This window comes from Pseudooctadecabacter jejudonensis (genome assembly GCF_900172275.1).
In the GTDB taxonomy this organism is placed as follows: domain Bacteria; phylum Pseudomonadota; class Alphaproteobacteria; order Rhodobacterales; family Rhodobacteraceae; genus Octadecabacter; species Octadecabacter jejudonensis.
Genome location: NZ_FWFT01000002.1, coordinates 264,886 through 290,653, shown reverse-complemented (window position 1 = coordinate 290,653; position 25,768 = coordinate 264,886). Strand labels below are relative to the sequence as shown.

General features: G+C 62.3%; 24 protein-coding genes. 10 read left to right on the top strand and 14 right to left on the bottom strand.

Annotated features, from left to right (window positions below; all coding sequences use genetic code 11):
- Positions 1-23 precede the first annotated feature (23 nt).
- Together PSJ8397_RS06550 and PSJ8397_RS06545 are read right to left on the bottom strand one after the other, a co-directional pair.
- Positions 24-1,316: an HlyD family type I secretion periplasmic adaptor subunit gene (locus PSJ8397_RS06550; protein WP_085863790.1), complete on the bottom strand. Its 1,293-nt coding sequence runs from the start codon at positions 1,314-1,316 to the stop codon at positions 24-26.
- Positions 1,313-3,067 carry a type I secretion system permease/ATPase gene (locus PSJ8397_RS06545; RefSeq protein WP_085863789.1) on the bottom strand — a complete coding sequence of 585 codons (1,755 nt, stop codon included), beginning with the start codon at positions 3,065-3,067 and terminating at the stop codon, positions 1,313-1,315. Before PSJ8397_RS06545 ends, PSJ8397_RS06550 begins: the two co-directional genes overlap by 4 nt.
- Positions 3,068-3,283: 216 nt before the next feature.
- On the opposite strand from PSJ8397_RS06545, the gene PSJ8397_RS06540 reads away from it, so the two are divergent.
- Genes PSJ8397_RS06540 through PSJ8397_RS06530 form a run of 3 tightly spaced genes read left to right on the top strand, consistent with a single transcriptional unit; the run spans position 3,284 to position 4,956 of the window.
- Positions 3,284-4,000 (top strand): MlaA family lipoprotein, encoded by a 717-nt coding sequence (locus tag PSJ8397_RS06540; protein ID WP_235000604.1) that lies wholly within the window; start codon positions 3,284-3,286, stop codon positions 3,998-4,000.
- Complete coding sequence (locus PSJ8397_RS06535) at positions 4,001-4,597, top strand: MlaC/ttg2D family ABC transporter substrate-binding protein (protein ID WP_085863788.1); 597 nt, start codon at positions 4,001-4,003, stop codon at positions 4,595-4,597.
- Positions 4,594-4,956 (top strand): hypothetical protein, encoded by a 363-nt coding sequence (locus tag PSJ8397_RS06530; protein ID WP_085863787.1) that lies wholly within the window; start codon positions 4,594-4,596, stop codon positions 4,954-4,956. The genes PSJ8397_RS06535 and PSJ8397_RS06530 overlap by 4 nt, the downstream gene beginning before the upstream one ends.
- Positions 4,957-4,968: 12 nt before the next feature.
- Here the strand turns inward: PSJ8397_RS06530 and PSJ8397_RS06525 are convergent, their stop codons facing one another.
- Positions 4,969-7,137, bottom strand: coding sequence for a transglycosylase domain-containing protein (locus PSJ8397_RS06525; RefSeq protein ID WP_085863786.1), 2,169 nt, complete (start codon positions 7,135-7,137; stop codon positions 4,969-4,971).
- A gap of 284 nt (positions 7,138-7,421) precedes the next feature.
- Here PSJ8397_RS06525 and PSJ8397_RS06520 point away from each other — a divergent pair, with 284 nt between their 5' ends.
- The 3 genes from PSJ8397_RS06520 to PSJ8397_RS06510 all read left to right on the top strand — a co-directional run bounded on the left by PSJ8397_RS06520 (position 7,422) and on the right by PSJ8397_RS06510 (position 10,079).
- A complete protein-coding gene (locus PSJ8397_RS06520; RefSeq protein WP_085863785.1) occupies positions 7,422-7,760 on the top strand; it encodes a P-II family nitrogen regulator in 339 nt (112 codons plus the stop codon).
- Between the two features lie 22 nt (positions 7,761-7,782).
- The gene (locus tag PSJ8397_RS06515; RefSeq protein WP_085863784.1) at positions 7,783-9,108 is read left to right on the top strand and encodes an ammonium transporter; all 1,326 of its coding nucleotides are present in this window, start codon (positions 7,783-7,785) and stop codon (positions 9,106-9,108) included.
- Positions 9,109-9,254: 146 nt separating this feature from the next.
- On the top strand, positions 9,255-10,079 hold the full coding sequence (locus PSJ8397_RS06510; RefSeq protein WP_143515387.1) for an AraC family transcriptional regulator: 825 nt from the start codon (positions 9,255-9,257) through the stop codon (positions 10,077-10,079).
- 13 nt (positions 10,080-10,092) lie between these two features.
- Here PSJ8397_RS06510 and PSJ8397_RS06505 read toward each other — a convergent pair whose 3' ends face one another.
- The 5 genes from PSJ8397_RS06505 to smpB all read right to left on the bottom strand — a co-directional run bounded on the left by PSJ8397_RS06505 (position 10,093) and on the right by smpB (position 14,143).
- A complete protein-coding gene (locus PSJ8397_RS06505; protein ID WP_085863782.1) occupies positions 10,093-10,866 on the bottom strand; it encodes an SDR family NAD(P)-dependent oxidoreductase in 774 nt (257 codons plus the stop codon).
- Between the two features lie 112 nt (positions 10,867-10,978).
- Entirely contained in the window at positions 10,979-12,163 is a 1,185-nt protein-coding gene (locus PSJ8397_RS06500; RefSeq protein WP_085863781.1) for an amino acid aminotransferase, read from the bottom strand.
- A complete protein-coding gene (sseA, locus tag PSJ8397_RS06495) occupies positions 12,163-13,020 on the bottom strand; it encodes a 3-mercaptopyruvate sulfurtransferase (protein WP_085864271.1) in 858 nt (285 codons plus the stop codon). Before sseA ends, PSJ8397_RS06500 begins: the two co-directional genes overlap by 1 nt.
- Positions 13,021-13,191: 171 nt before the next feature.
- The gene (locus PSJ8397_RS16820; RefSeq protein ID WP_143515386.1) at positions 13,192-13,500 is read right to left on the bottom strand and encodes a hypothetical protein; all 309 of its coding nucleotides are present in this window, start codon (positions 13,498-13,500) and stop codon (positions 13,192-13,194) included.
- Between the two features lie 169 nt (positions 13,501-13,669).
- Positions 13,670-14,143 carry an SsrA-binding protein SmpB gene (gene smpB / locus PSJ8397_RS06485; RefSeq protein ID WP_085863779.1) on the bottom strand — a complete coding sequence of 158 codons (474 nt, stop codon included), beginning with the start codon at positions 14,141-14,143 and terminating at the stop codon, positions 13,670-13,672.
- 52 nt (positions 14,144-14,195) lie between these two features.
- Between smpB and PSJ8397_RS06480 the strand changes: the two genes are divergently transcribed.
- Positions 14,196-15,389 carry a winged helix-turn-helix domain-containing protein gene (locus tag PSJ8397_RS06480; RefSeq protein WP_085863778.1) on the top strand — a complete coding sequence of 398 codons (1,194 nt, stop codon included), beginning with the start codon at positions 14,196-14,198 and terminating at the stop codon, positions 15,387-15,389.
- Between the two features lie 64 nt (positions 15,390-15,453).
- Here the strand turns inward: PSJ8397_RS06480 and dapA are convergent, their stop codons facing one another.
- On the bottom strand, positions 15,454-16,326 hold the full coding sequence (gene dapA / locus PSJ8397_RS06475; protein ID WP_085863777.1) for a 4-hydroxy-tetrahydrodipicolinate synthase: 873 nt from the start codon (positions 16,324-16,326) through the stop codon (positions 15,454-15,456).
- 178 nt (positions 16,327-16,504) lie between these two features.
- Between dapA and PSJ8397_RS06470 the strand changes: the two genes are divergently transcribed.
- Positions 16,505-18,601: a lytic transglycosylase domain-containing protein gene (locus tag PSJ8397_RS06470; protein WP_235000603.1), complete on the top strand. Its 2,097-nt coding sequence runs from the start codon at positions 16,505-16,507 to the stop codon at positions 18,599-18,601.
- Between the two features lie 39 nt (positions 18,602-18,640).
- Here the strand turns inward: PSJ8397_RS06470 and PSJ8397_RS06465 are convergent, their stop codons facing one another.
- Both PSJ8397_RS06465 and mnmD read right to left on the bottom strand, forming a co-directional pair.
- Complete coding sequence (locus PSJ8397_RS06465; protein ID WP_268794664.1) at positions 18,641-19,501, bottom strand: DMT family transporter; 861 nt, start codon at positions 19,499-19,501, stop codon at positions 18,641-18,643.
- Positions 19,498-20,163, bottom strand: coding sequence for a tRNA (5-methylaminomethyl-2-thiouridine)(34)-methyltransferase MnmD (gene mnmD / locus PSJ8397_RS06460; protein WP_085863776.1), 666 nt, complete (start codon positions 20,161-20,163; stop codon positions 19,498-19,500). The genes PSJ8397_RS06465 and mnmD overlap by 4 nt, the downstream gene beginning before the upstream one ends.
- 49 nt (positions 20,164-20,212) lie before the next feature.
- On the opposite strand from mnmD, the gene PSJ8397_RS06455 reads away from it, so the two are divergent.
- Entirely contained in the window at positions 20,213-21,247 is a 1,035-nt protein-coding gene (locus PSJ8397_RS06455; protein ID WP_085863775.1) for an NAD(P)/FAD-dependent oxidoreductase, read from the top strand.
- Between the two features lie 9 nt (positions 21,248-21,256).
- On the opposite strand, the gene PSJ8397_RS06450 is transcribed toward PSJ8397_RS06455, so the two are convergent.
- Together PSJ8397_RS06450 and PSJ8397_RS06445 are read right to left on the bottom strand one after the other, a co-directional pair.
- Positions 21,257-22,051 (bottom strand): FAS1-like dehydratase domain-containing protein, encoded by a 795-nt coding sequence (locus tag PSJ8397_RS06450; RefSeq protein WP_085863774.1) that lies wholly within the window; start codon positions 22,049-22,051, stop codon positions 21,257-21,259.
- Positions 22,052-22,090: 39 nt separating this feature from the next.
- A complete protein-coding gene (locus tag PSJ8397_RS06445; protein WP_085863773.1) occupies positions 22,091-22,627 on the bottom strand; it encodes an NADPH-dependent FMN reductase in 537 nt (178 codons plus the stop codon).
- A gap of 96 nt (positions 22,628-22,723) precedes the next feature.
- On the opposite strand from PSJ8397_RS06445, the gene PSJ8397_RS06440 reads away from it, so the two are divergent.
- Positions 22,724-24,364, top strand: coding sequence for a thiamine pyrophosphate-binding protein (locus PSJ8397_RS06440; RefSeq protein ID WP_085863772.1), 1,641 nt, complete (start codon positions 22,724-22,726; stop codon positions 24,362-24,364).
- Positions 24,365-24,437: 73 nt separating this feature from the next.
- Here the strand turns inward: PSJ8397_RS06440 and PSJ8397_RS06435 are convergent, their stop codons facing one another.
- The gene (locus PSJ8397_RS06435) at positions 24,438-25,748 is read right to left on the bottom strand and encodes an aminotransferase class III-fold pyridoxal phosphate-dependent enzyme (RefSeq protein WP_085863771.1); all 1,311 of its coding nucleotides are present in this window, start codon (positions 25,746-25,748) and stop codon (positions 24,438-24,440) included.
- Between the last annotated feature and the right edge of the window lie 20 nt (positions 25,749-25,768).

Sequence of the window (25,768 nt, the reverse complement as noted above, 5' to 3'; positions counted from 1 at the left end):
GTGCGGACGTCAGGCGGATGCAATCACCCGTCGCGGAACGTCCGCGCGATGTAATCCGTCAAAGGCCGTGTCAGATAGGACATCGGGGTGCGATCTGCGGTGCGGATAAACGCCTCAACCGGCATGCCCGGCAGCAGGGTCGATGCAGCTGGCAGGCGCGTGATCTCCCCCTCGTTCAGTGTGATTTCCGCGCGGTAATAGCTGAACTGGGTGGCGTCATCGGTGAATGTATCGGCTGATACTGTGGCGACTGTCCCGTTCAGCTCCGGCGTGGTTTTTTGGTCAAGGGCCGAAAACCTGAGGCTGACATCCTGACCGATGGACACCACATCAATATCCGTGGGCGCCACGCGGGTCGAAATCACAAGCGGACGATCCTGCGGGACGATGAACAAAAGCGGCTCGGCCGGGCGCACCACGGCGCCAGCCCCGAACACAGTCAGCCCGTAAACCACGCCGCTGACAGGGGCGCGAATATCCAGCCGGTCCAGCTGCCGTTTCACCGATATGCGTTGTTCGCGCAATTCCAGCTCATTGAACTGCAAGTCACGCAGGCGGCTGATGGCCTCCTCCCGCCGTGCGGTGCCCAGACCAAGGATCTGAATTTCAATTTCGGTGATGCGTTCCGCGGCACCCGCAACACCGGCTGCCAATTCACCCACCTGACCACGCAAGCGCGCCTGTTCGCGCTGTAAATTCAGAACGGCCCCCGCCTGTGCCAGGCCACGGTCAAGCAAGGACTGCTGATTGGCAAGCTCCTCTTCAATAAGCGCCAGCTGCGTGCGCAACGCCTCTTGTTGTGCCTCAAGCCCGACGACCTGTGCGGCGATCTGGTCTTTGCGGTTTTCCAGCTGTTCCGTCTGGCGCGCCACCCCTTCGCGGCGGGCCTCAAACAGGTTTTGCTGACCCGCCTTGAGTGCGGCAACCGACTCCGGTGCGCCTTCATCCAGCAGCGGATCGAACGTCAGGCTGTCCGCGTCGTCGCGTTCCGCCTCAAATCGAGCGCGGCGGGCCAAAGCCTCAAACAACTGGCCTTCGATCACGGTCAATCGCGCACCAAGATCCTGCGCGTCCAGCCGGATCAGCAAATCGCCCGCGGCGACGGTGCCGCCTTCGTCGACCCGTAGGTCCGTCACCACCCCGCCGTCAAGATGCTGCACGATCTGGCGGTTCTGGTCGACTTCGATCTGACCGCTGGCGATCACCGCACCGGTGATTTGGGCGGTCACAGCCCACCCGCCAAAGCCCCCGACAAGGATCAGCAGGGCCAACAGGCCAATCATAAGGGGCCGTCTGGCCGACCAATGGGCTCTCATGTCACGCCGCCCCCTTTGCCCTTGCCGCGGTCAATCTGTTCGCGGTTTGCCAAGACTTTGGCCTTCACCTCGTCCGAGGTGCCAAAGGCCTTCACGATACCGTCTTCGATATACATCAACTTGTTGCACTGTTCGATCGCAGCGGGCCGATGAGCCATGACAAAAACGCTTTGCTTGCGGGCGCGGGCGTCACGGATCGCCATATTGATTGCAATGGACCCTACGTTGTCGAGGTTGGAATTCGGCTCATCCAGCACCAGAAACACAGGGTTCCCGTAGAGAGCGCGGGCGAGGCCAATGCGTTGCATCTGCCCGCCGGACAACCGCCCGCCGGTGCTGTCGATCACCGTGTCATACCCTTCGGGCAGCTGCAAAATCATCTGATGGGCAGCGGCGGCCTTTGCGGCCTCAACCACCTTTGCATGATCGGGATCCTTCTCCATACGGGCGATGTTGTCCCGAATGGTTCCCGCCAGCATCGTCACCGATTGCGGCAGATAACCCACATACCGCCCGAGGACATCGGCGTCATATTGATCCAACGTGGCGCCGTCCAAACGCAGGGTCCCCGCAGCCGGCATCCAAAGCCCGGCAAGCGCGCGCGCCAAGGTGGATTTACCCGCACCCGAAGGGCCAATGACCCCAACCGCATCCCCAGGGTCCACCTGAAACGACGCCATGCGGATGCTGGCCTTTGTTTCGCCGGGCGGAAGGATCGTCACTTGATCGGCCACGATGCGGGCGGCAGGGCGTGGCAGTTGGGTTTTTTCCGACGGGACTGCAACGGCCCCCAAAAGACGGGTCAGATTGACCCAGCCGATGCGCGCGCGGTTCAGGATCGGCCATTGATTGACCAAGATCTCAATCGGGGCAAGGGCCCGACCCAACAGGATAGACCCCGCAATCATAGCACCTGGCGTCAACTCTCCCAACAACACAAGATAGGCCCCAAGGCCCAGCATCGCGGATTGCAGAAAAAGCCGAAAAGATTTGGTTATGCTGCCAAAACTGCCGCCCACATCACCGGACGCAATCCCCGCCTCAAGAGACTTGCGGCGCAGATCAAGCCACCGTTCAAACACCGCGCGGCGCATGCCCAAGGCCTGAATGGTGTCCGCATCCCCGCGCAACTGTTCGCCCATCGTTTCGGCACGGATTGAGGCGCGATTGGCCTCCTCCAGGGCGCGGCGGCTGCTGAACTGGTTCAACAGGGCCACGATGGTCAGAATGACAGCCCCGCCGACGGCCAGATATCCCATCATCGGATGAAAAATAAACAGACCCAACGTAAAGATGATCGCCCAAGGAATATCATAGGGCGCCAAGGCAACGGGCGAGGTGATGGCCCGCTGAATGGCCCGCAAATCCTGCTGGCCCGTCGCCGCTTCAGCCGGGGCGCGGCCCGATGCCTTTGATCGAAGCACCGCGTTGAACACCCGTTCATCAAGATCCGTTTCAAACTGCGCACCGATCCGCCCCATCACACGGCCACGGGCGTAATCAAGGATGCCCATCATCACATACATGAACCCGACCAACACCGACAAAGCCACCAGCGTCTCCAGCGACCGTGACCCAAGCACGCGGTCGTAGACGTTCAACATATACAAAGGGCCTGTCAGCATCAGCAGATTCACAAAGCTGCTGAACAACCCCACAGCCCAATAGAGCCGCCGCGACCGTTTGCGCGCACGGGTCAGCTCTGTCCGGCCGGCCGTGATCTCAGCTTTGGTGGGTTCTCTCAGTGCCATTGGCGACGTTTCGCCTCTCCCTAGGAACGGTGCGCGGAATGTGGCACCTTAAGGTTGAATCGTTATTTTCAGACAGAGTCGCCCGCAAGCGCGGCCCTGACATCCCGTTTGATTGGTCTAAATCAAAAGATGCTTTCGAAACCATTACCAGTTGCTGCAGGGATACTGCCATTGACACATTTCCTTTTTAAGTCTTTTCGTGCGGTCTGCGTCCTAATGGCCATAGGCAGCGTGGCCGCCTGCACGACAGGGGACACCAGCCTGACGGTCAATGACCCCTATGAGGCGACGAACCGGCAGATCCACGCCTTCAACAAAGGTCTGGACCAAATCGCCCTGCGCCCCGCGGGACGCGTCAGCGGCAGCATCCCAGATGAGTACACCCAGCCGATCACCAATTTTGCCGACAACGTGGGCCTGCCCAGTGCGGTGGCCAATGGTCTGTTGCAGGCCGACATCGGCGGGGCTGCGACCAACACGATGCGCTTTTTGATCAACACAACCGTGGGCATCGGTGGGCTCTTCGATCCTGCGGGGGCGATTGGCTTGACAGAACAAAAGACCGATTTCGGGGAAACCTTGCACGTCTGGGGCGTGGGCGAAGGCGCCTATATCGAACTGCCGCTCTTGGGGCCATCAAACCAGCGCGATGCGGTGGGCGAACTGGTCGATTTGCTGTTTGACCCCCTTGATCAGGTGGGCACGGCCCCGCAGCTGGACTATGGCACATTCACCCGGGCGGCGGATCTTGGCCTGACCCGTGGTGACCTTTTCGACACCATCGACGGGGTGCTGTATGACAGCGCCGACAGCTACGAACAGGCGCGGCTCATTGCCCTGCAACGCCGCCGTTTTGAACTGGGACAAGAGGCACCGGCAGACGATGCGATTGATCCGTTCGCCGGTGACTTGAACCTCGAAGGGTTTGAATAAATGACCGATCTTACGTTCACGCGCCGCCGCATAATGGCGCTGACCACAGCCCCTCTTATTGCAGCCGTGCCGATGCCTGCCCTTGCGCTCACCGGCGCGCAGGCCGAAGGTCTGGTCACCCGCGCCGTGGATGAGATCAACGGCGTGATCGCGTCAGGCGCTGCCCTGCCATCGATGATCGGCAGCTTCAAAGGCATCTTTGACCGCTACGCCGACACTGCCTATCTGGCCGCGTATGCGCTGGGCAATGACGGACGCTCCGCCTCTGACGCGCAAAAACGCGCCTTCGCGGACGCCTTCGGGTTCTATCTGGCCAACAAGTATGGCCGCCGGTTCAATGAATTCGTCGGCGGGCAAATTCAGGTCCAGGGCTCACGTGCGGTGAACAGCTATATCGAGGTGCAGACCCGCGCGATCCTGCCCAGCGAAGGCCCGCTGCAGGTGGATTTCCACGTGAGTGATCGCCCCGGCCGCCCTGTGTTTTTCAACCTCATCGTGGAAGGCATCAATATGCTGCTGGCCGAACGTGCCGAAATCGGCGCGATGCTGGATGCCCGTGGCGGCAACCTCGATGCGCTGATCCGGGATTTGACATGATCAAACTGCCCCCCAAACTGACCCTTGCCCTGATTTTGGCCCCCGCCATCGCGGCTGCGACCCCTTACGACGGCACCTTCCGCCAAAACGCCAACGCCGAATGCGCCCTCGTGGGTGTCGACGGGGGCGCGCTGCGGATTGAGGACGGTATTTTCTACGGTGTCGATCTGGAATGCCGCATGACGCGGCCCGTCAACGTCGTCGATATGGATGCCACGCTTTATACCATGGCGTGTTCCGGCAACGATGAGGTCTGGACCGAACGCGCCATGGTGATGAACGACGCGGAAAGTGACGGCATCATCATGCTCTGGGACGGCTACGCCTTCGCTTATTCGCGCTGCCCTGATCCGGAATAATCGCCGCGCCGCCTAGCCGCCGTTGGTGATCAGATCAATCAGCAGATCCTGAATGATATCGTTGGCCTGTTCTTCGCTGTAGCCCAGCCCCCCCCCGTTTTGTCCGGTCGAGGTCACGGTGCCTTCAAATTGCGGAACCTGCGTCTGCGGGATGGTCATGGGCAGGGGCGTCACCGGCAAGCCGTCCAATACGCGGCGCATGGTTTCGTGCCAGATCTCAGCCGGAAGGCCAGACCCCGTCACGCCCGTTAACGGCGTGTTGTCGTCATAGCCCATCCAGACGCCCGCCACATAATCCCCTGAAAATCCAATAAACCACGCATCGCGCGCGCGGTTGGTGGTGCCGGTCTTGCCCGCAATCTCCCATCCGTCGATGGCCGCACGGCGGCCTGATCCGCCCTCGACCACCTGATACATCATCCACGTCAGCTGCCGCGCCGCATCCTCCTGAATGACCCGTTCACGGATGCCGCCTGCGGCCTCAAGCAGCGGCGCGTCATCCCCCATCAGCCGCAACTCCACCAGCCCGTAGGGTTTCACCGCCGACCCGCCATTCAGGATCCCCGCGTAGGCGCCCGTCATCTCAAGCAACGTGCTCTCAGATGTGCCAAGCGCCAGCGCCGGACCATTGGCCAGATCACTGTCGATGCCGAAATTTTCCGCTACGGTGCGCACGTTTTCGCGGCCCACGGTCTCCGACAAGGCGACGGCGGGAATGTTGCGCGATTGTTGAAGCGCCTCAACCATCGTCATAGGGCCTGCGAAATCGTTGGTGTAGTTGCTGGGGCAGTATTCCCCTGATCCCGGCACAGACCAACAGCGCGGTTCATCTACCAGCACATCCAGCGGCGACATGCCCAGCTCCAATGCAGTGCCATAAACAAACGGCTTGAACGCCGAACCGGTCTGTCGCAACGCCTGCGTCGCGCGGTTGAACGCGCCCGCCACCGTCAGATCACGCCCGCCCACCATGCCGCGCACGGCCCCGTCGGCGGACATCACGACAATCGCGGCCTGCGCTTGGCTGCCCTCACGGACCTTGTTTTCAAACACCCACGTCAACGCCTCTTCCGCCGCATTCTGAATGCGCGGCTCCAGCGTGGTGCGGATGATCACGTCTTCGGTGGTCTGTTCGGTGAAGAAATTCGGCCCGCTGTCCATGACCCAATCTGCGAAATACCCGCCCGCCCGTTGCCGTGCTGCGGCGGACAGCGTGGCGGGGTTGGCCTGCGCGGTGGCCTCTTCTTCCGCTGTCAAATATCCAGCCTCGCGCATCAGACGCAGCACAGTTGCCCCGCGGTCCTGCGCGGTTTGCAAGTTGCGCGTCGGGGAAAACGACGACGGTGCTTTCAACAATCCGGCCATCATCGCAGCCTGCGGCGCGTTCACCTCGGCCGCGGAAATCCCGAAATACCGTTGGGCCGCAGCCTCAAACCCGCGGCTGCCTGCGCCCAGATAGGCCCGGTTCATATAGATCGTCAGGATCTCGTCCTTGGTGTACCGCGTCTCCATCGCCATGGCGTAGGTCGCTTCGACGATCTTGCGCCAAAGCGTGGTGCTGCGGCAGTCCTGTTCGTACTCGGTCTCGCTCTCCCAGGCGTTGAGATCAAACGGGCGACCGTAACACAGCAATTTGGCCGTCTGCTGCGTGATCGAAGACCCGCCCGCCCCGCGCAGTGGATTGCCATACAGCCGCTGATTGCGGACCATGGCGGCGGCGGTGGCGTAAAAATCGATGCCGATGTGATACCAATTGTAGAACCGCTTATCCTCGGTGGCGATGATGGCGTTGCGCAGGTGCGGGCTGACCGTATCCGCCGTGACCATTCCGCCGAATTGATCCCCACGCCAGGCAAAGGTCTCCCCCCGGGCGTCCAATAGGGTCACAGACCCGCGCGTGCGGCCATCCACCAGATCCTCAATCGGGGGCAGGGTCGACGCGTAATAGAACACCGCGACCCCCACGATCGCGCCAACCACAACCGTGCCGCGCCAGAACAGACGCCAAATCAGGATCAGCAGCCATTTGAACGGCCACAAAAGCGTGCCGATCACCCCGCGCGGTTTGGCAGGACGGCTCGACGTGCGGCGCGACGTTGCAGCCGGTTTGCGCCGCTTCGGCGCAGGTCGGCTGCGCTTTTCCGCCACCAAGGGTGGTTTGGATCGTCGTGTCCCGGTCATTCTGCCCACTTTCGCCCGTATCGTGCTTGCGCCGTTTTCGGCGTCACTTTGCGCCACAATACCTTTACTGATTCCAAATGTAGAGAAACTTCGCGTGCCTTTCGGCGCTTTTCTGCCTGCCTAAAAATTAATCAAATAGCACAATTTGTGCAAATTTTGTGCATTTACCTTGAGTGAACCTCGGGAATTACGCCTCATCTGCTTGAGAACCAGCCCACACCGAAGCCTTTGTACCCTCAGCGGGGCCACTCGGCCTGCCTAGACGAAAACCGGAAGGGACAATCGTGAAACTCATTATTGCAACAATCAAACCGTTCAAGCTGGAAGAGGTCCGCGAGGCCCTGACAGCCATCGGTGTCCGCGGGATGATGGTCACCGAAATCAAGGGCTTCGGCTCTCAATCAGGGCACACGGAAATTTATCGTGGCGCGGAATACGCCGTGAATTTCGTCCCCAAGGTGAAACTGGAAATCGTTGTGGCATCGGCCATGGCGGAACAGGTGGTCGATACCATCGCCAGCACCGCCAAGACCGACAAAATCGGCGACGGCAAAATCTTTACGCTTGATGTGCAAAGCGCCCTGCGCGTGCGCACCGGTGAACTCAACGACGACGCGATCTAAGCGCCAACAAGGGACTATTGACATGAAATTCCTGAAAACACTTTCCGTCGCAGGGGCCGTTGCCGCCCTTCCGACCTTGGCGCTGGCGCAAGACGCGGCATCGCCCTCAACCGAAGAATTCGTCTGGATCATGAACACCTTGCTGTTCCTGGTCGGTGGTTTCCTCGTGTTCTGGATGGCCGCCGGTTTTGCCATGCTCGAAGGCGGTCTGGTGCGGTCCAAAAACGTGACCATGCAGATGACCAAAAACATCGCGCTGTTCTCTCTGGCCGCGTTGGCCTACTGGGCGTTCGGCTACAACCTGATGTACCCGCTTGGGTCCTGGGCGGTCGAAGGCGTTCTGTCCGGCGTGTTCGGTCCCGGCGTTCTTGAAGCCGTCGGCGTGACATTGGCCGACGCAGACGACGCGGCCTATGCCTCCACCGGGTCTGATTTCTTCTTCCAGTTGATGTTCTGTGCGGCGACAGCCTCGATCGTGTCCGGCGCTCTGGCCGAACGCATCAAACTGTGGCCCTTCCTGATCTTCGTGGTCATCCTGACGGGTATCATCTATCCGCTGCAGGCCTCCTGGAAGTGGGGCGGTGGTTTCCTTGACGAAGCAGGCTTCCTTGATTTCGCAGGCTCTACTGTTGTGCACTCCGTGGGTGGCTGGGCTGCTCTGGCCGGTGCGCTGATCCTCGGGCCCCGTTTGGGCAAGTACAAGGACGGCCGCGTGAACCCGATGCCGGGCTCCAACCTGGCCCTCGCAACTCTGGGTACGTTTATCCTGTGGATGGGCTGGTTCGGCTTCAACGGCGGCTCTCAGCTGGCGATGGGCACCGTGGGCGATATTGCTGACGTCTCCCGCATCTTTGCCAACACCAACGCAGCCGCTGCTGCCGGTGCGGTCGCTGCCCTGATCCTGACACAGGTGATGTATGGCAAGGTTGACCTGACCATGGTGCTGAACGGCTGTCTTGCGGGCCTCGTGTCCATCACGGCAGAACCTCTGACCCCGTCGCTGGGCATGGCGTCCCTGATCGGTGCCATCGGTGGTGTGATCGTGGTCTTCGGTGTGCCGTTCCTCGACAAGCTGAAAATCGACGACGTTGTCGGCGCCATCCCGGTTCACCTGTTCGCTGGCATCTGGGGCACCATCGCTGTGGTCCTGACCAACAGCGACGCCTCCTTGGGCACGCAGCTCTACTCCATCGTTGTGGTCGGTGTCTTCACCCTCGTCGCGGCTGGCGTGGTCTGGTTCATCCTCAAGGCGACTGTGGGCATCCGCGTCTCCGAAGAGGCTGAGATCCAGGGCCTCGACACATCCGAGCTGGGCATGGAAGCCTACCCAGACTTTACCAAAGGCTAGATCCTCCCTGACATAGCCTGACGAAAGGCCCCGCTGGACACCAGCGGGGCCTTTTGCGTTTTGCCACCAAAACAGCAAGAACAATCAAGCAAGGGTGCTGCGCGTCGCGCTACACCAAGGCTGCATCGAACGAAACGGACACCCCCATGACCCTTGTGGCAAAAATACTGTGGCAGCTTGAACAGCATCTTTACCGTCCGCTGACAGTGGATGATCTGTCGCGCCGCTGCGCAGTCAGCCCCTATCACCTCTCGCGTGCCTTTCGCGCGGGCACGGGGCAATCACCCATGGGCTACCTGCGGGCGCGGCGATTGTCCGCCGCGGCGGCCACCTTGGCCTTTGGGCAGCAGGATATCCTGACCACAGCGCTTGAGGCGGGCTACAACAGCCATGAGGCCTTCACCCGCGCCTTCACGGCCGCGTTCGGTTGCACCCCGCGCAGCATTCGTGCGGCGGGGTCCCTTTCCTCCCTGACACTAACGGAGCCTTTGACAATGACAGTGAACACCCCCATCGCCCTCGCCCCGCCTGAGGTCCGCCACCACGACGCACGGACCCTTGCAGGCTATTCCATCGCGTGCTCCCACGATCAGATCGCAGACATCCCTGCGCTTTGGTCACGGTTCAATGCCAACTGCGACACGCCCGATCTGGACCAAAGTGCCGCCTACGGCGTCAGCTACAACGTGACGCCGGACGGCAAATTTGACTACATGGCCGGCTGTGCGCTGGCCGGTGAAGACGTGCCCGAAGGCATGACATCCCTGCACATCCCAGCCGGCACCTACGCGACCTTCAAACATGACGGCCACGTGTCCGACATGCCCGCAATGTTCAACGCCATTTGGAATGACGCGATCCCCGCCGCAGGGCTCAAACCCCGCGCCGCCCCCGAATATGAGGTCTACGATGAAACCTTCAACGGCCAAACCGGACGTGGCATTTTAACAGTGGCCATTCCGGTCGAATAGCGGCCGGGGTCGATCACTTCGACTGCATCTTCTCGACCATCTTCAGGACGGCGCGGCGGGGCAGGAACGGAATGATCCACCCCAACATGAACGACAAGCGACGCTCGTTGATTGTCACCAGATCGCCGTTCATCATGGCGTCATAGCCGTGTTTTGCGGCGCTCTGCGGCGTTGCGCCGGATTTGGTCAGGTCCGTGCCGTCCAGATCCGCGCGGGCGGAAAAATCCGTCTCCACATAGCCGGGGGCCAGCACCGTAACGGTCACACCTTTGGGGCGCAATTCATGGTCGACCGCTTGGCTGAACGAATTCACAAAAGCCTTCGTCGCAAAGTAAACGGCCTGCAAGGGCCCCGGCATGAACCCAGCCGTGGACCCGACATTCAGGATCCGTCCACCACCCCCTGCTGCCATTTTTCCGCCAAACGCATGGGTCAGGGTCACCAGTGCCTTCACATTCAGATCAATCATCGCCTGTTCGTCCGCAAGGTCACGATCAACGTGTCGCCCGTGTCCGCCAAACCCAGCGTTGTTGATCAGGATGTCCACAGTCAGGCCCTTGGTTTCTACCGCCTCTACCAGACTTTCGGCGCCATTGGGCGTGCCCAAATCAAGGGCGATCACATGAACGCTGATGTTATGGGTGGCCTCCAGCTCGGCCTTCATTTCTTCGAGGGCATCGGCACGTCGGGCGGTGATGATCAGATCACCCCCCTTTGAGGCGTGATAGCGCGCAAGGGCAGCACCGATCCCTCCAGAGGCTCCGGTGATAAGGGCAGTGTTGGGCATGGAAACCTCCAGAAATGGCAAAGGGCGCCCCCAAGATATGGGCACGCCCTTGATGTGATGCGAGACCAGACTTTTGTGAAAAGTCTGGACGCAAAGTCTGTACCAGACTTTGCTACACGCCAGCGTCGATGATGGCGCGGGCCAGAACCGGCACGGTGTCGGCGTTCAGACCGGCAATGTTCATCCGGCTGTCCCCCACCATGTAAATCCCGTGATCCGCGCGCAGCATCTCGACCTTGTCAGGGCTGGTGCCCAAACGGCTGAACATCCCGCGATGTTCCGCAAGAAAATCGAACCGGTCCGAATTGCTCAGCCGGCGCAGCTCATCCGCCAGCTGTTTGCGCAGGTCCAACATGCCCAAACGGACCTCTTCCAACTCGGCCTCCCAATCGGCGCGCAACTCCGCGTCGGTCAGGATGGTCGACACAATCCGTGCCCCGTGATCGGGCGGAAAGCTGAAATTCTGGCGGTTGAGGTAGGCCAGATTCTGCTGCGCCAGATCGCGCTGGGCTTCATCCTTGGCCACCGCCATCAGGATCCCCGTGCGTTCGCGGTAAATGCCGAAGTTCTTTGAACAGCTCGCCGCGATCAGCACGTTGTCAAAGGACGACGCCACCAAACGCGTGGCCGCCCCATCCTGCGCCAAACCGTCGCCAAAGCCCTGATAGGCAATGTCGATGAACGGCATCGCCGCCTTGTCCTTGAGCAGATCAATCACGCCCTTCCACTGGGGCATCGTCAGATTGGCCCCCGTGGGGTTGTGGCAACAGCCGTGCAGCAGCACCACATCACCGGGCAGCACCTGACCCAGATCGGTCAGCATACCCACATAATCCACCTGGCCCGTGTCACTGTCAAAATAACGGTAGGATTTCGACTTCATCCCCAGATACTTGATAATCGACGGATGGTTCGGCCACGTCGGGTCCGACAACCAGACGGTCGCACCGGGGGCGGCCATCTTGATCAGCTCCAACGCCTGCCGAATGGCACCTGTGCCGCCAGGGGTCGCCACTGCGGCCACACGGTCACGGGCCACAGCGCCGTCCAGCACCAGATCAATCATCGCGTCTGAAAACGCAGGATCGCCCGCCAGCCCCGTATAGGCCTTCGTCGTCTGCTCCGCGTTGATCCGGCGCTCTGCCTCTTTCACGGCGCGCATCACCGGCGTGTTGCCAGACGCGTCCTTGTACACACCCACTCCAAGGTCGATCTTTGTGTCACGCGCGTCGGCGCGATAGGCCGCCATCAGGGCGAGGATTTTGTCTTTCGGTTGCTCTTTCAGATGCTCCAGCATCAGGCGTCTCCGGTTGCTAGGGGAAGATCATGGAAGAGGCCCCATTCGGACCAGCTTCCGTCGTAAACTGCGTGATCGGTCTTGCCCATCCGCTCCAGGGCGAGGGCAAGGATCGCCGCCGTCACACCCGACCCGCAGGTCAGGATAGCGGGTTTGGCCAGATCGACGCCCGCGGCCTCAAACACCGAACGCATCGTGGCGGGGTCTTTCATAGTGCCATCGGGGTTCAGAAGATCACGGTAAAACACGTTGCGGCTGTTCGGAATATGCCCCGCCCGCAGCCCCTCACGCGGCTCCGGCGCGTCACCGCGAAAGCGCTCTGGCGACCGCGCATCAACGATCACATAATCGCCCAGCTTGGACGCGGCGGCCACCTGTGTGACGTCCTTGACCATCTGGTTCTGCCGCGTCGTCGTCATGTGGCGGTCGCGGATCACAGGGGGCAAATCCTCCACCGGATGCCCCTCGGCCTGCCACTTGGGAAACCCGCCATCCAGCACGGCAATATCTGTCTTGCCCAACAGGCGGAACATCCACCACACGCGGGCGGCGCTGAACAAACCCATTCCGTCGTACACCACGATCTGGTGCCCGTCTCCCACGCCCATCTTGCGCATCCGGCTCATGAATTTTTCGGTGCTGGGCATCATATGCGGCAACTCAGACCGGCTATCGCTGATCTCTTCGATGTCAAAAAACCGCGCGCCTGGGATGTGCGCCGCCTCATACTCGGCTATCGGGTCACGCCCCTCGCTGGCCATAAACCACGTGGCATCCAGCACCCGCAGGTCCGGGTCCTTCAGATGATCGGCCAACCATGCCGTCGAAACCAGCGTTTTGGGATCATCAGTCACCATGGGCGCACCTTCTTTCCGCATCACCGACACCGCCGCCACCGGGCAGGCCACGTTGCTGTGGTCCCTACTCCTCAGGGGCCTTTGACGCAAGGCCGCAGGCGGTCCGCCCCTGCCTAAAGCCCATAAAAAAGGGCGCCCCGAAGGACGCCCCTTGCGCTGACCTTGGTCAGTTTATTTGTTCATGGCAGATTTGATAACACCCACGACAGACGCCAGAACGCCACCACCTGCGGCCCCGCCACCCACAGCGCCGATCAGCGCGCCGATGTCGAAATTGCTGGCCGCCTCAGCCGCAGCTTCACCGGTGGGGGCGTCAATGCCCAACTGGCCCAAAATAGTGCCCGCCCCAAGGCCGCCAACGGCCCCCAAAACGGTATTCAGCATGCCGCCCGCGTTCAGCGTCTCGGAAATTTTACCCGTAATGTTGCCGCCCGCAGCACCCGAAAGCGCGGGGATCAGCAGTCCCAAAATCATTTCCATCGTTCCCAATCCTTCCTGTTCGCCCCCCACCGGGGCGTGTCATGTGATGGCGCGACCATGGCGCGCCAAAGGCCTTCCCACCACGGGCCAAGGCTGGCCGGATGTTAACAATGATTAATTTTCAGGCAATAGGGGAGGTTTGTGCCGTCATTCCCCGCAAAATCACCGGCTATTCGCCGTGCCGCAGCAGCCGCGCCTTCTGGCGACCCCAATCCCGCTTGGCTTCGGTGGCGCGTTTGTCTTGCTTTTGCTTGCCCTTGGCAACGGCGATCTTCAGCTTCACGCGGCCCTTATGGTTGAAGTACATCACCAACGGCACCAACGTCATGCCTTGGCGCTGGGTGGCATTCCACAACCGCGCCAACTCCCGCCGCGACACCAGCAACTTACGGCGCGCGCGTTCCTCATGGGGAAACATCGCCTGCTTGTAGGGCGCGATATAGGCGTTGGTCAGCCACAGCTCCCCATCCTCAACAGATGCATAACTGTCAGCAATATTCGACTGCCCGACCCGAAGGGATTTCACCTCCGACCCGCTCAGCACAATCCCGCATTCCAGATCATCCTCGATCGCATAATCGTAGCGGGCGCGGCGGTTCTCCGCGATCACCTTGTAGTTCTTGCTGTCGTCCGTCTTTGCCATGTCTTGCCAAATAGGGGAGGACGCCGCCTGCGACAACCCATAGGGTGCCCTAATGACACGACCGCTGATCGACACCCAAACCGCCCGCCGCCTGTTTCTGGATCACCATCTGCTGCTCGGCCCTCGCAGCGGGCAGGGCAAAGGCGCGGACCTGCAAGGTGTGATCGACCACCTTGGGTTTGTGCAGGTCGACAGCGTCAACACGCTGGCCCGGGCCCATGATCTGATCTTGTGGTCGCGCCGCCAGCAATACCGCGCGCCCAACCTGCCACGGCTGCTGAAAACCCGTGGCGCGTTTGAACACTGGACCCACGATGCCTCTGTCATCACCATGTCCAGCTTTCCCGCATGGCGGCACAAATTCGCCCGCGAAAAGGCGCATATGGACGCCAAATGGGACGCCTGGCGCCGCCCCGGCTTTCGCGATCAACTGGACACGGTGCTGCGCCAAATTGCGGACACCGGCCCCGCCTCCTCCATGGACGTGGGCGAGGGTGAGGTGCGCAAATCAGGTGGATGGTGGGATTGGCACCCGTCCAAAACCGCCCTCGAATACCTTTGGCGCGCGGGCGAGCTCAGCGTCTGCCACCGTCGCGGCTTCCGCAAATACTATGACCTGACGGAACGCGTCATTCCCCCCGAATACCTGAACGCACGCATGACCGAAGACGAAGTAATCGACTGGGCCTGCCGCACCGCCCTCGACCGTCTGGGCTTTGCAACCTCCGGCGAACTCGCCGCCTTCTACGCCCTCATCACACCGCAGCAGGCCAAAGACTGGTGCACCCGCGCCAAAGCAGACGGCACCCTCCTTGAGGTTGACATCGAAGCCCACGATGGCACGCGCCGCGCCTCCTTCATCTGGCCAGAAAAACTCAACAGCGCGCCGCCTGAACCAAACGCGCGGGTGCGGCTTCTCTCTCCGTTTGATCCCGCCCTGCGCGATCGAAAACGGGCGCAGCGTCTGTGGGGGTTCCACTACCGCATCGAAATCTTCGTCCCCGCCCTCAAACGCACCTACGGATACTATGTGTTCCCCGTGCTGCAGGGCGACCGGATCATCGGTCGGATCGACGCCAAACGCGACGGTGCCGCAACAACCGTCACCGCCTTCTGGCCCGAGGCGGGCGTGCGCATGGGCAAAGCCCGCCTCACAGCTCTCAAGGCCGAACTGGCTCGCGTCGCGACCTTTGTGGGCAGCACAGACGTCCACTACGCGCCGGGCTGGCTGCGCGACCCGAAATAAGATGGGCCCAAATGAAAACAGGCGGGGAAATCCCCGCCCGTTTGCACGATCTTTTGTTTGGCGCCTAGTTGATCAGGCCCGCGTACACCATGGCGTCGCGCATCTTGGCCTTGGTCGCGTCCTCCAGCCCCGTCAGCGGCGACCGAACCTCATCCGCGCACATCCCCAGCAAAGACATGCCGTATTTCGCCCCCACCAGACCGGGTTCGGTGAAAATCGCCTTGTGCAGCGGCATCAAACGGTCGTTCAGGGTCAGGGCAGTGTCGTAATCGCCCGCGGCTGTGGCCTCTTGCATCTGCGCGCACAGGGCAGGGGCCACGTTGGCCGTGACCGAAATGCAGCCCACGCCGCCTTGGGCGTTGAACCCGATGGCGGTGGGGTCTTCGCCCGACAACTGCACAAAGTCCGGCCCGCAGGTCAGTCGTTGGTTGGGCACCCGTGCCAAATCACCGGTGGCATCTTTGACGCCGATTATCATGTCGTGTTTGGCCAGCTCACCCATCGTTTCGGGCGTCATGTCCACCACGGACCGGCCCGGGATGTTGTAGATGATGATGGGCAAACCGCAATCGGCGGCGGCTGTGAAATGCGCGATCAACCCGCGCTGCGTGGGCTTGTTGTAATAGGGCGTCACCACCAGCGCCGCATCGGCCCCTGCGGCCTTGGCGGCCTTCACCAAACGCACGGTTTCGGCGGTGTTGTTGGACCCGGCGCCCGCCACCACGGGCACACGCCCCGCCGCAGCCTGCACCACAGTTTCCACCACCAGATCGTGTTCTTCATGGGTCAACGTGGGGCTTTCCCCGGTCGTACCCACCGGCACCAAACCGTGGCTGCCTTGGTCGATATGCCACTCCACCAGTTTTTTCAGCGTATCAAGATCCAACTGGCCGTCCTTGAACGGCGTGACCAAAGCGGGGAGGGAACCCTTGAGCATGATACGCATCCTTTCAGTTGGTGGGGCAAAATCGCCCAGTTCATTCCGTCCCCTAGCGGGGTTTTCCGCCTTTGCCAAGTTTGTGAGTTGTAGCGGGCCGCCAAGCGCCTAAATTTGTTGTATGAAGAACATCCCAAGGCGCAACCCACGCACCAACACGGGATGAGGAGCGGGCGCGATGACACATCCAGGCACACAATCTGCCAGCCTCACGATGTCCTTTTGGGCGTCGTTGGTGGCGACGGTGATTTGGGCCGTGTCCGGCACAACCAGTGCGGCCCAATCCGCCGATGTGTCCGATCTGGTCGATCCGGCCTTTGTGCAAGCGGTCGAGGCGCTGGACGATCCACAAGGTGACGTCGGCGGCCTGCTGCGCGGCACCGATCCGCTTTATGGCGATCTGGTGCGATGGCTCGACCTGCGAGACGATGAAACAGACGATGTGCCCTTTGACCAATTCACCGCCCTTTTGAACAGCCGCCCCGATTGGCCGGGCCTGAGCCGCATCCGCGCCGCCGCCGAACGCAGCATAGACGACAGCGTGGCTGACGCCGACATCCTTGCGTTCTTTGACGGCCACGATGTCCAAACAGGCCAAGGCGCCGTGGCCTACGCAGGCGCGCTGACCCGTGCAGGCCGTGGGGCCGAGGCCGACACGCTGATCGCCGCCGTCTGGACCACCAAAGGCCTGACCGACGCGGGCCATCAAGCCATCATAGACGCCCACGCCGACCTCGTGGCCCCCCTTCACGTCGCCCGTGCCGATATGCTGCTGTGGCGTTGGCGCACGTCGGATGTTCAAAACGTCTTGCCCTTGCTGGATGATGGGACGGCGGCCCTTGTTCGCGCCCGCATCGGATACATCACCAAGGCCGACGACCTCAACGACCGCCGCGCCCTTGTGCCGGACCGTTTAAGGGGCGATCCGGGGCTGGCCTATGACCGTTTCAACTGGCTGGCCGACCGCACCGATTGGACAAATGCCTCCGAATTGCTTCTGGCCCAATCGGTCAGCGCCGACAGGCTGGGCGTGCCGTGGCGCTGGGGGTCGTGGCGGCGCATCCTGGCCCGCTGGAACATGCGCGAAGGCCGGATTGACCGGGCCTATGCCTTGGCCGCCGATCACTTTATCGCGCCGCAGGATCGCAACTATGCCGATCTGGAATGGTTGGCCGGCTATATCGCGCTGACCTATCTGCGGGACTTTGACCGCGCCTTGCTGCACTTTGAGGCCTTTGACGCGGCCGTCACCTCCCCGATCTCAAAGGGGCGCGCGGGCTATTGGTTGGGCCGCGCCCACGAAGGCCGCGGTGACGCCGAGGCCGCGGTGGCCGCCTTTCAGGCCGGCGCCCAGCATCAGACGTCGTTTTATGGTCTGCTCTCCGCCGAACAGCTTGGCCTAACGATGGATCCCGACCTTGTGGGCGGTGAAACCTACGGCGATTGGCGCAGGGGCCCCGTGTTGCAAAACGAGGCGGTCCGCGCAGGGCTTGCCCTGTTGGCCGCGGGCGAACGGGGCAGCGCGGTGCTGTTCATCCGTGACGCAGCCGCTGACATGGACCGGTTCGAAATTGGGCAGCTGGGCCAGATGCTCATGGATCTGGATGAGCCGTTCTACACCGTACTGGCCGCCAAAACAGCCGCGCGCGAAGGCATTCTGGTGCAAGATGTCTATTTCCCGATCCACCCGATGGCGGAGATGGCGTTGCCGGTTGAACCGGCGCTGGCGCTGGCCATTGCGCGGCAAGAATCAGAATTCCGTGTGGATGCGGGCAGTTCCGTGGGCGCGCTGGGCCTGATGCAGCTGATGCCCGGCACAGCGCAGGATGTGGCAGGCTGGCTGGATGTGCCCTACAGCCGTGCGCGGCTGACGACAGATTGGGAATACAACGCAGCACTGGGCGGGGAATATTTGGCGTATTTGACACGGTTGTTTGGCAACAGTCCGGTGATGATTGCGGCGGGGTATAACGCAGGCCCCGGCAGACCGCGCGACTGGATGTCAGAACGCGGCGACCCACGACGTGGGTTTGACAACGAGACGCCGGTAGATGTCATCGATTGGATCGAACACATCCCGTTTCGCGAAACCCGCAACTACGTCATGCGTGTGACCGAAGGCATCCCAGTCTATCGCGCGCGCCTGACAGGGCGGATCGCCCCCGTGCGGTTTACGGATCTGCTGATCGGCGAAACACCCGTCATCCGCCCCGTCGCCCGCCCAGATCGCGCCGCCCCGGATCTGCTGCGCCCCGTGGCGCGCAGCGACGGCTAAAATTCCGGAATTTTAGCCACCGTCTAAAATTATATAATTTTAGACCGCCCGCCGCGTCCGCCACAGCGTAAACAGGCCCGCAGATACCACGATGGCCGCCCCCACAACCACATTCGCCGCCAAGGCTTCGCTGAACACAAACACACCGATGGCCGCCGCGAACACCAGCTGCAAATAGGCAAAGGGCTGCACTGCGCTTGCCTCGGCCACCTCATAGGTCTTGATCAACAACCAATGGGCGCTGGCGCCGGTCAGGCACAAGGCCCCCATCCAGATCCAATCGCCCCCCGCCATAGGCTCCCACTGCCACAGTCCCAAAGGCGTCATCACGATTGCCCCCATGACCCCCGTCCAGAAAAACGACGTTGCCGTGCTGTCACGGCGCGCCACATATCGCGTCAGAAGCCCGTAAAGCGCAAACATCGCAGCCGACACCAAAGGCACCACCGCCGCCGGGGAAAACACACCAAACCCCGGCCGCAAGATGATCAGCACCCCGACAAACCCGATGCCAATCGCAGCCCATCGCCGCCAGCCCACATGTTCGCCCAAAACCGGCCCCGACAGGGCCGCGATCAACAACGGGTAACAGGTGAAGACGGCGTGCGCCTCAACCAGCCCCAGCAGCACAAACGCCCAGACCATCACGCAAATCTCTGCCGCCAACAGAACCCCGCGAAAGGCCTGCACCAGCGGTTGCGCCGTGGCCGCCGCCGCGCGCACCGACCCCGCCTGCCGACGTGCGATGGCAATGACGAAGGCCGCAAAGAACCAATAGCGGATCGCCACGATCATCATCACATTATATTCCGCCGCCAGATGTCGGCTGATCCCGTCTTGCACGGCAAACACAAACGTGGTCACCACCATCAGCGCGATGCCCAACCTGTCGCCCGTCACGATTTTGCCCCGCGCGTCATATGCCGTTTGCGTCCGAACCCTTGGGTGCGGGTAATATCAAACCCTGCGGCCTCCAATGCGCGGCGCACGAAACCGGCGGCGGTGTAGGTCGCACAGGTGCCGCCCGCCGCTGTATGACGCCCGACCTCAGCCATCAATGCATCGCCCCACAGCTCGGGGTTTTTGGCAGGGGAAAAGCCATCCAGATACCACGCGTCGGCGGCACCGTCCCATTGGGGCAGGGTGTCACGCGCATCGCCCACCACGATATTCAATTCAAAATCCGGCCCCGTGACCTGCGCAGGCAAACCCTCTCCGTCGCCTGCAAAAACCTCAACCGGCAGCCCGTCAAACGCGGCCAATGCCTGCATCAGATCGGGCCGCGCCAAAGGATAGGCCTCAAAACTCGTGAACCGCAGCTGGCCCGCCACACCTGCTGCGCGCCACGCGGCCAAAGTCACCAGAAAATTCAGCCCCGTGCCAAACCCCAATTCCGCCACGTGAAACCCATCCACAAACCGCTGCGGCAACCCGTTGCCCTCCAAAAACACATGCCGCGTTTCCGCCACGCCATCGTCCAGCGAATAATAGGGATCGTCGAACTGCCGCGACACGGGCACGTCGCCGTCCCGCCATTCCACCTGAGCCCGCTGGTCTGTCATGCTGTTTGGTCCTATCTGATGGGCAGAGAGTGAAAGCAACGGGGCGGCAATGGCAATGGCGGATATTACGGTGCGCGGCGCGGGCGTCTTTGGCCTGTCGGTGGCGTGGGCGCTGATCGCGCGCGGGGCCACGGTGCACGTCGTGGATCCCGCAGGCGTGGCCGCTGGTGCCTCGGGTGGCATCGTCGGCGCGCTGGCCCCACATGTGCCCGAAGGCTGGAACCCCAAAAAGGCGTTCCAATTTCAAAGTCTGATCATGGCGGAAAACTGGTGGGCCGAGATCGAGGCCGCGGGCCAAACCTCGTCCGGCTACGGGCGCACAGGCCGCATCCAACCCGTTATGGACGAGGGCGAGGATCTGGCCCGCGCCCGTGCGACAGGCGCCCAAACCCTGTGGCAGGGGCAGGCCACATGGGGTGTCACAGATCAGCCGCCCGCCTTCGCGCCGCCCTCGCCCACGGGTCTTTGGATTTACGACACCCTCACCGCGCGGCTGCATCCGCGTCAGGCCTGCCACGCGCTGGCCGCCGCCATCCGCGCCAAGGGCGGCGTGATCACCCAAGACGACAGCCCCTTCACCGGTCCAACCGTCTGGGCGACCGGTCATGCGGGGCTGGAGGAGATGACACACGCCCACAGCCGCATGGTCGGCACCGGCATCAAAGGCCAAGCCGTGCTGCTTGACCATGACGCACGCACCGCCCCGCAGGTCTTCATCGACGGGTTGCACATCATCCCCCACGCAGATGGCACCACCGCCATCGGGTCCACCACCGAACGCGAGTTTACCGACGGCACAACAACCGACGCCCAATGTGACGCCCTGTTGGCCAAGGCCCGCGCCCTGATGCCCGCCTTGGCCGATGCGCCTGAACGCGCCAGGTGGGCCGGCGTCCGCCCCCGGGCCCGCACCCGCGCCCCGATGGTCGGCCATCACCCGTTCCGTGCGGGCGATTTCGTGGCCAACGGCGGGTTCAAAATCGGCTTTGGCATGGCCCCTCTGGCTGCCACCCAACTGGCGCAACTGATCACCACCGGCGAAAACACCCTGCCACCAGACTTCGCCCCGGACATGAGCCTTTAGCGCGCAGCCCTACCTGATCTGCGCCACCATGCATTGCACCCCATCAGGCGCGCGCACCCAAGCGTCGCCCCCCTCGTCGGTCTCAGCCCAACACAACGTCGCAGGATGGGGCAGGGTCAGCGGGGCCGTCGCGCGGTAATCCACCTGGGCCAAGGGGCGCCCCAGCTGCGCCTGTCCCATCAGCATCAATCGTTGCGCCAAAAGCGGGCCGTGGGTCACCAAATCATCATACCCTTCGACCTGCCGCGCATAGTCCTGATCGTAATGAATGCGGTGCCCGTTGAACGTCAGGGCGGAATATCGAAACAGCATCGTGCTGTCGAACGTCACCTCTTCAACATGCGTTTCATCCGTGCGGGCACGGGGCCTCTCGGCGGCCACGCCATCCTCGCGGTAGACCAGATCCTGCCACTCACTCAGCACCACGCCGCCCCGTTGTTTGATATCGTGCCGCAACCGCACAAAGGCGAGCGGCCCCGACCGTCCCGTCTTGCGGGTCACACCCTCCACCACGCTGGTCTTTTCGGCCTGCACCCCCGCCAACAAAGGCCTATGAAACAACAGCCGCCCCGCCGCCCACATGCGGCGTGGCAGGCCCAGATCCGGCACAAAGCCCCCCGTGGCAGGGTGCCCGTCACGGCCCAGCCGGGCAGGGGGCACCGGATCCCAGAAATACACGTGATGAAAGAATGGCGGCAGCGGATCGCCCGCCTCGACCGATGCTTCCATCCCCAAGGTCGCCTGCAGCGCCCGTGCCCGCGCGGGATCCATCCCGCAGCTCAGTGTCTGAGTCGTCTCACTCATCACCCCACGCTGCCGTATGGCCGCAACGCGTGCAAGCCGTCAGCCGCGCGCGACTTCTGCTTTCAGGGCATCCATCAAACCCTCCAACGCCTTCTGGGCCCGCGCATCCGTCAGGTTTCCGTCCGCATCAAATTGGTTGGAACTGTCGGCCAACAACATCTCAGGCCCTTGGATCAAACGCGTCCGAAACGGCATCATGCACAGCCGCAGCGCAAACTGCGTCCGCTCGCCGCCCGCACGGCCCGCCGTGGCCGACATGATGGCCACCGGTTTGCCCGCCCATGGGCTGCCATCTGTGCGGCTCACCCAATCCAGGGCATTCTTCAGCACGCCTGAGATGGATTTGTTGTACTCCGGCGTGGAAATCACCACGGCCTCGGCCCCTTTGATCTGGTCGGCCAGCGTTTGCACAGACGCAGGCACGCCCTCGGCCTCTTCCAAATCACCGTCATAAAGCGGCAGACGCAGATCCCCCATCCGCAGATCACCACCATACACCCGCCCTGCGGCATGGATCAGTTTCGTGTTCGTCGATGCCCCGCGCAATGCGCCGGACAGTCCCAGAAGATAAGCCATAATGCCTCCGATATTTGGTTTTAGATGAACCTAGGGGCTTTCGCCCGCGCGACCAGTGCGCAAAGGTGCAAGGAAGACGATGCGGGGGAACATTCCATGCGCCATGGCGGCCAAATTCTAGTCGATCAGCTGCGCCTGCACGGGGTGCGGCGTGTGTTTTCTGTCCCGGGCGAAAGCTTCCTCGCCGCCCTCGACGGCCTCTATGATGCGGGCATCGACAACATCGTGGGTCGCCAGGAAGGCGGCGTCGCCATGATGGCCGAGGCCTACGGCAAACTGACAGGCCAGCCCGGTGTCGCCTTCGTGACCCGTGGCCCCGGCGCCACCAATGCCTCCGCCGGGCTGCATGTGGCCCGCCAAGACAGCACGCCGCTTGTGATGTTCGTGGGTCAAGTGCGCCGCGCTGATCGTGACAGAGAGGGTTTTCAAGAGGTCGACTACACCCGAATGTTCGCCCCCCTCGTCAAATGGGTGGCCGAGGTGAACCAGACAGACCGCTTGCCGGAATACATCGCCCGCGCGTTCCACGTGGCCACCTCCGGCCGTCCCGGACCCGTGGTGTTGGCCCTGCCCGAAGACATGTTGTCCGCCACCGCAGACGTCCCCGACCGCGCCCCGCAAACGGCCCCCGTCACACTCGACCTCACGACCACGGCCGCCACACTCACCCATTGGCTGTCAGGCTTCGAACGTCCCCTGATCATCGCAGGCGGCCCCCACTGGTCGCCCCAGGCCGCCGCCGATCTGCAAAGCTTCGCGGACAATCACACCCTGCCCGTGGCGCTGGGCTTCCGGCGGCAGGATTATATGGACAACCGCCATCGGTGCTACGCGGGCGACCTCAACGTCGGTCTCAACCCCGCGCTGGGCGATGTGGTGCGGCAGGCCGATGCGCTCTTGGTGCTGGGCTCGCGGCTGGGCGACATCGAAACGCAGGGCTTCACGCTCATTGATCCGCACGCCCCGCACTGCGCAATCGCCCATGTCCACGCAGATGCGGATGAAATCGCCCACGTCTTCCCCGCCGATCTGGCCGTCACGGCCAAGGCCCCCGACCTCCTCGCGGCTTTGGCTGATCAGCCCGCCACAGGCACCGGTTGGCCCGATTGGACCAGACAGGCCCGCGCCGCCTACGACGGCTGGCGCACCCCCCAAACCACCCCCGGCGATGTGAAACTGGAGGCGGTGATCAAACACCTCTCGGACACCCTGCCCGAAGACGCTATCCTGACCAATGGTGCCGGCAACTACGCGGCCTTCCTGCACCGCTATTACGTCTTCAAATCCCACGGCACCCAACTCGCCCCCACATCAGGCTCCATGGGCTACGGTTTCCCTGCCGCGATCTCCGCCAGCCTCGAACACCCGGGCCGCACCGTGGTCTGCCTGGCCGGAGACGGGTGTTTCCAAATGACGTTGAACGAACTATCAACCGCCGCCCAACATGGCGCGACCCCCATCGTGATCGTCGTCAACAACGGCCGCTACGGGACCATTCGCATGCATCAGGAAAAAACCTATCCCGGCCGCGTGTCCGGCACGATGTTGGCCAATCCAGACTTTGCAGCTTTGGCGCGCTCCTACGGCGGGTACGGCGAAACGGTGCGTCATACAGATGACTTCGCACCGGCCTTCACCCGGGCGCAAAACAGTGGCACCTTCGCCGTGATCGACCTCATCGTCGACGAAGACGCGCTGTCCCCCACGCTCACCCTGTCCGGTCTGGCGCGGGGCTGATTTCATCTGACCAGAAAACTCCCGCCGGAGGCCCTAAATTTATATAAATTTAGACCCCTAAAATTCCGGAATTTTAGGCCGCCAGCACAGACCGCAGCGTCGCCCCAATCTCATCCACATGGGCCTGGGTGATGGTCAGCGGCGGCGACATGGCCAGCGCGTCGCCAATGGGTCGCACGATCAATCCGGCCTCCCACAGCTTGGCATGGGCCGCCCGTCCCGCGTCGCCAACAGCGCCCTGTTGCGCCAGTTGGATCGCCGCAATGATCCCGCAGTTGCGCACGTCTATCACACCGTCAATATCGGCCAATCCATGCACCATGTCCTCCCACGGGGTGGCCATGCGGGCCGCATTCCCGAAAATATCTTCGTCCCGATAGACCTCCAATGTGGCGATACAGGCCGCTGACGCCAGCGGATGACCTGAATAAGTATAGCCATGAAACAGATCAGGCATCTTGCTGGGCGCTTGGCGGAATGCATCACGCACCGCAGCCGTGGCCAAAACGCCGCCCATGGGCACGGTCGCATTGGTCATCCCTTTGGCGCAGGTCACCAGATCAGGCTGCACACCGAACGCCTCATAGGCAAAGGCGGTGCCCATGCGTCCGAAACCCGTGATCACCTCGTCAAAAATCAACAGGATGCCATGGGCGTCGCAAATCTCGCGCAACCGCTCCAGATATCCTTTGGGCGGGGGAAACACCCCACCCGCACCGGACACAGGCTCCACGATCACCGCCGCAATGGTGTGGCCCCCGTGCAAATCGCACAACCGCTGCAGGTCGTCGGCCAAATGCGCCCCGTGCTCCGGCATCCCGCGGCTAAAGTGGTTTTCCTCCAGCCATGTGTGCCGCAGATGCGCGACGGAGGGGTAAAGCGTGCCAAACTGGCCCTTGTTCAGGCCAATCCCGCCAACACTCAGCCCGCCAAAGTTGATCCCGTGATAGGCCTTTTCGCGCCCCACCAACATGCGCCGCCCGCCGTCACCTCGCGCCGCGTGATAGGCCAGCGCGATTTTCAATGCCGTATCCACAGCCTCAGAGCCTGAGTTGGTGAAAAATACGTGGTCCATCCCCGGTGCAAGGTCCACAACCCGCGCCGCCGCCTCAAACGCAATCGGATGACCCTGACCGAAAGTGTGGGCGAAATCCAGATCCGCGGCCTGCCGCTGGATCGCCTCGACGATGCGTGGATGGTTGTGGCCCGCATTGCAGCACCACAGCCCGCCGGTGCCGTCGAACTTCTCCGCCCCGTCCACGGTCACATAGCGCACGCCGTCGGCTTTATGCAGCATGCGCGGCGCCTCTTGAAAGGCACGGCTGGGCGTGAACGGCATCCAAAAGCTGTCCAGATCGTTGGGAATGCGAATATCGTCGGGCATGGCGAGGGCCTCCTTCGCCC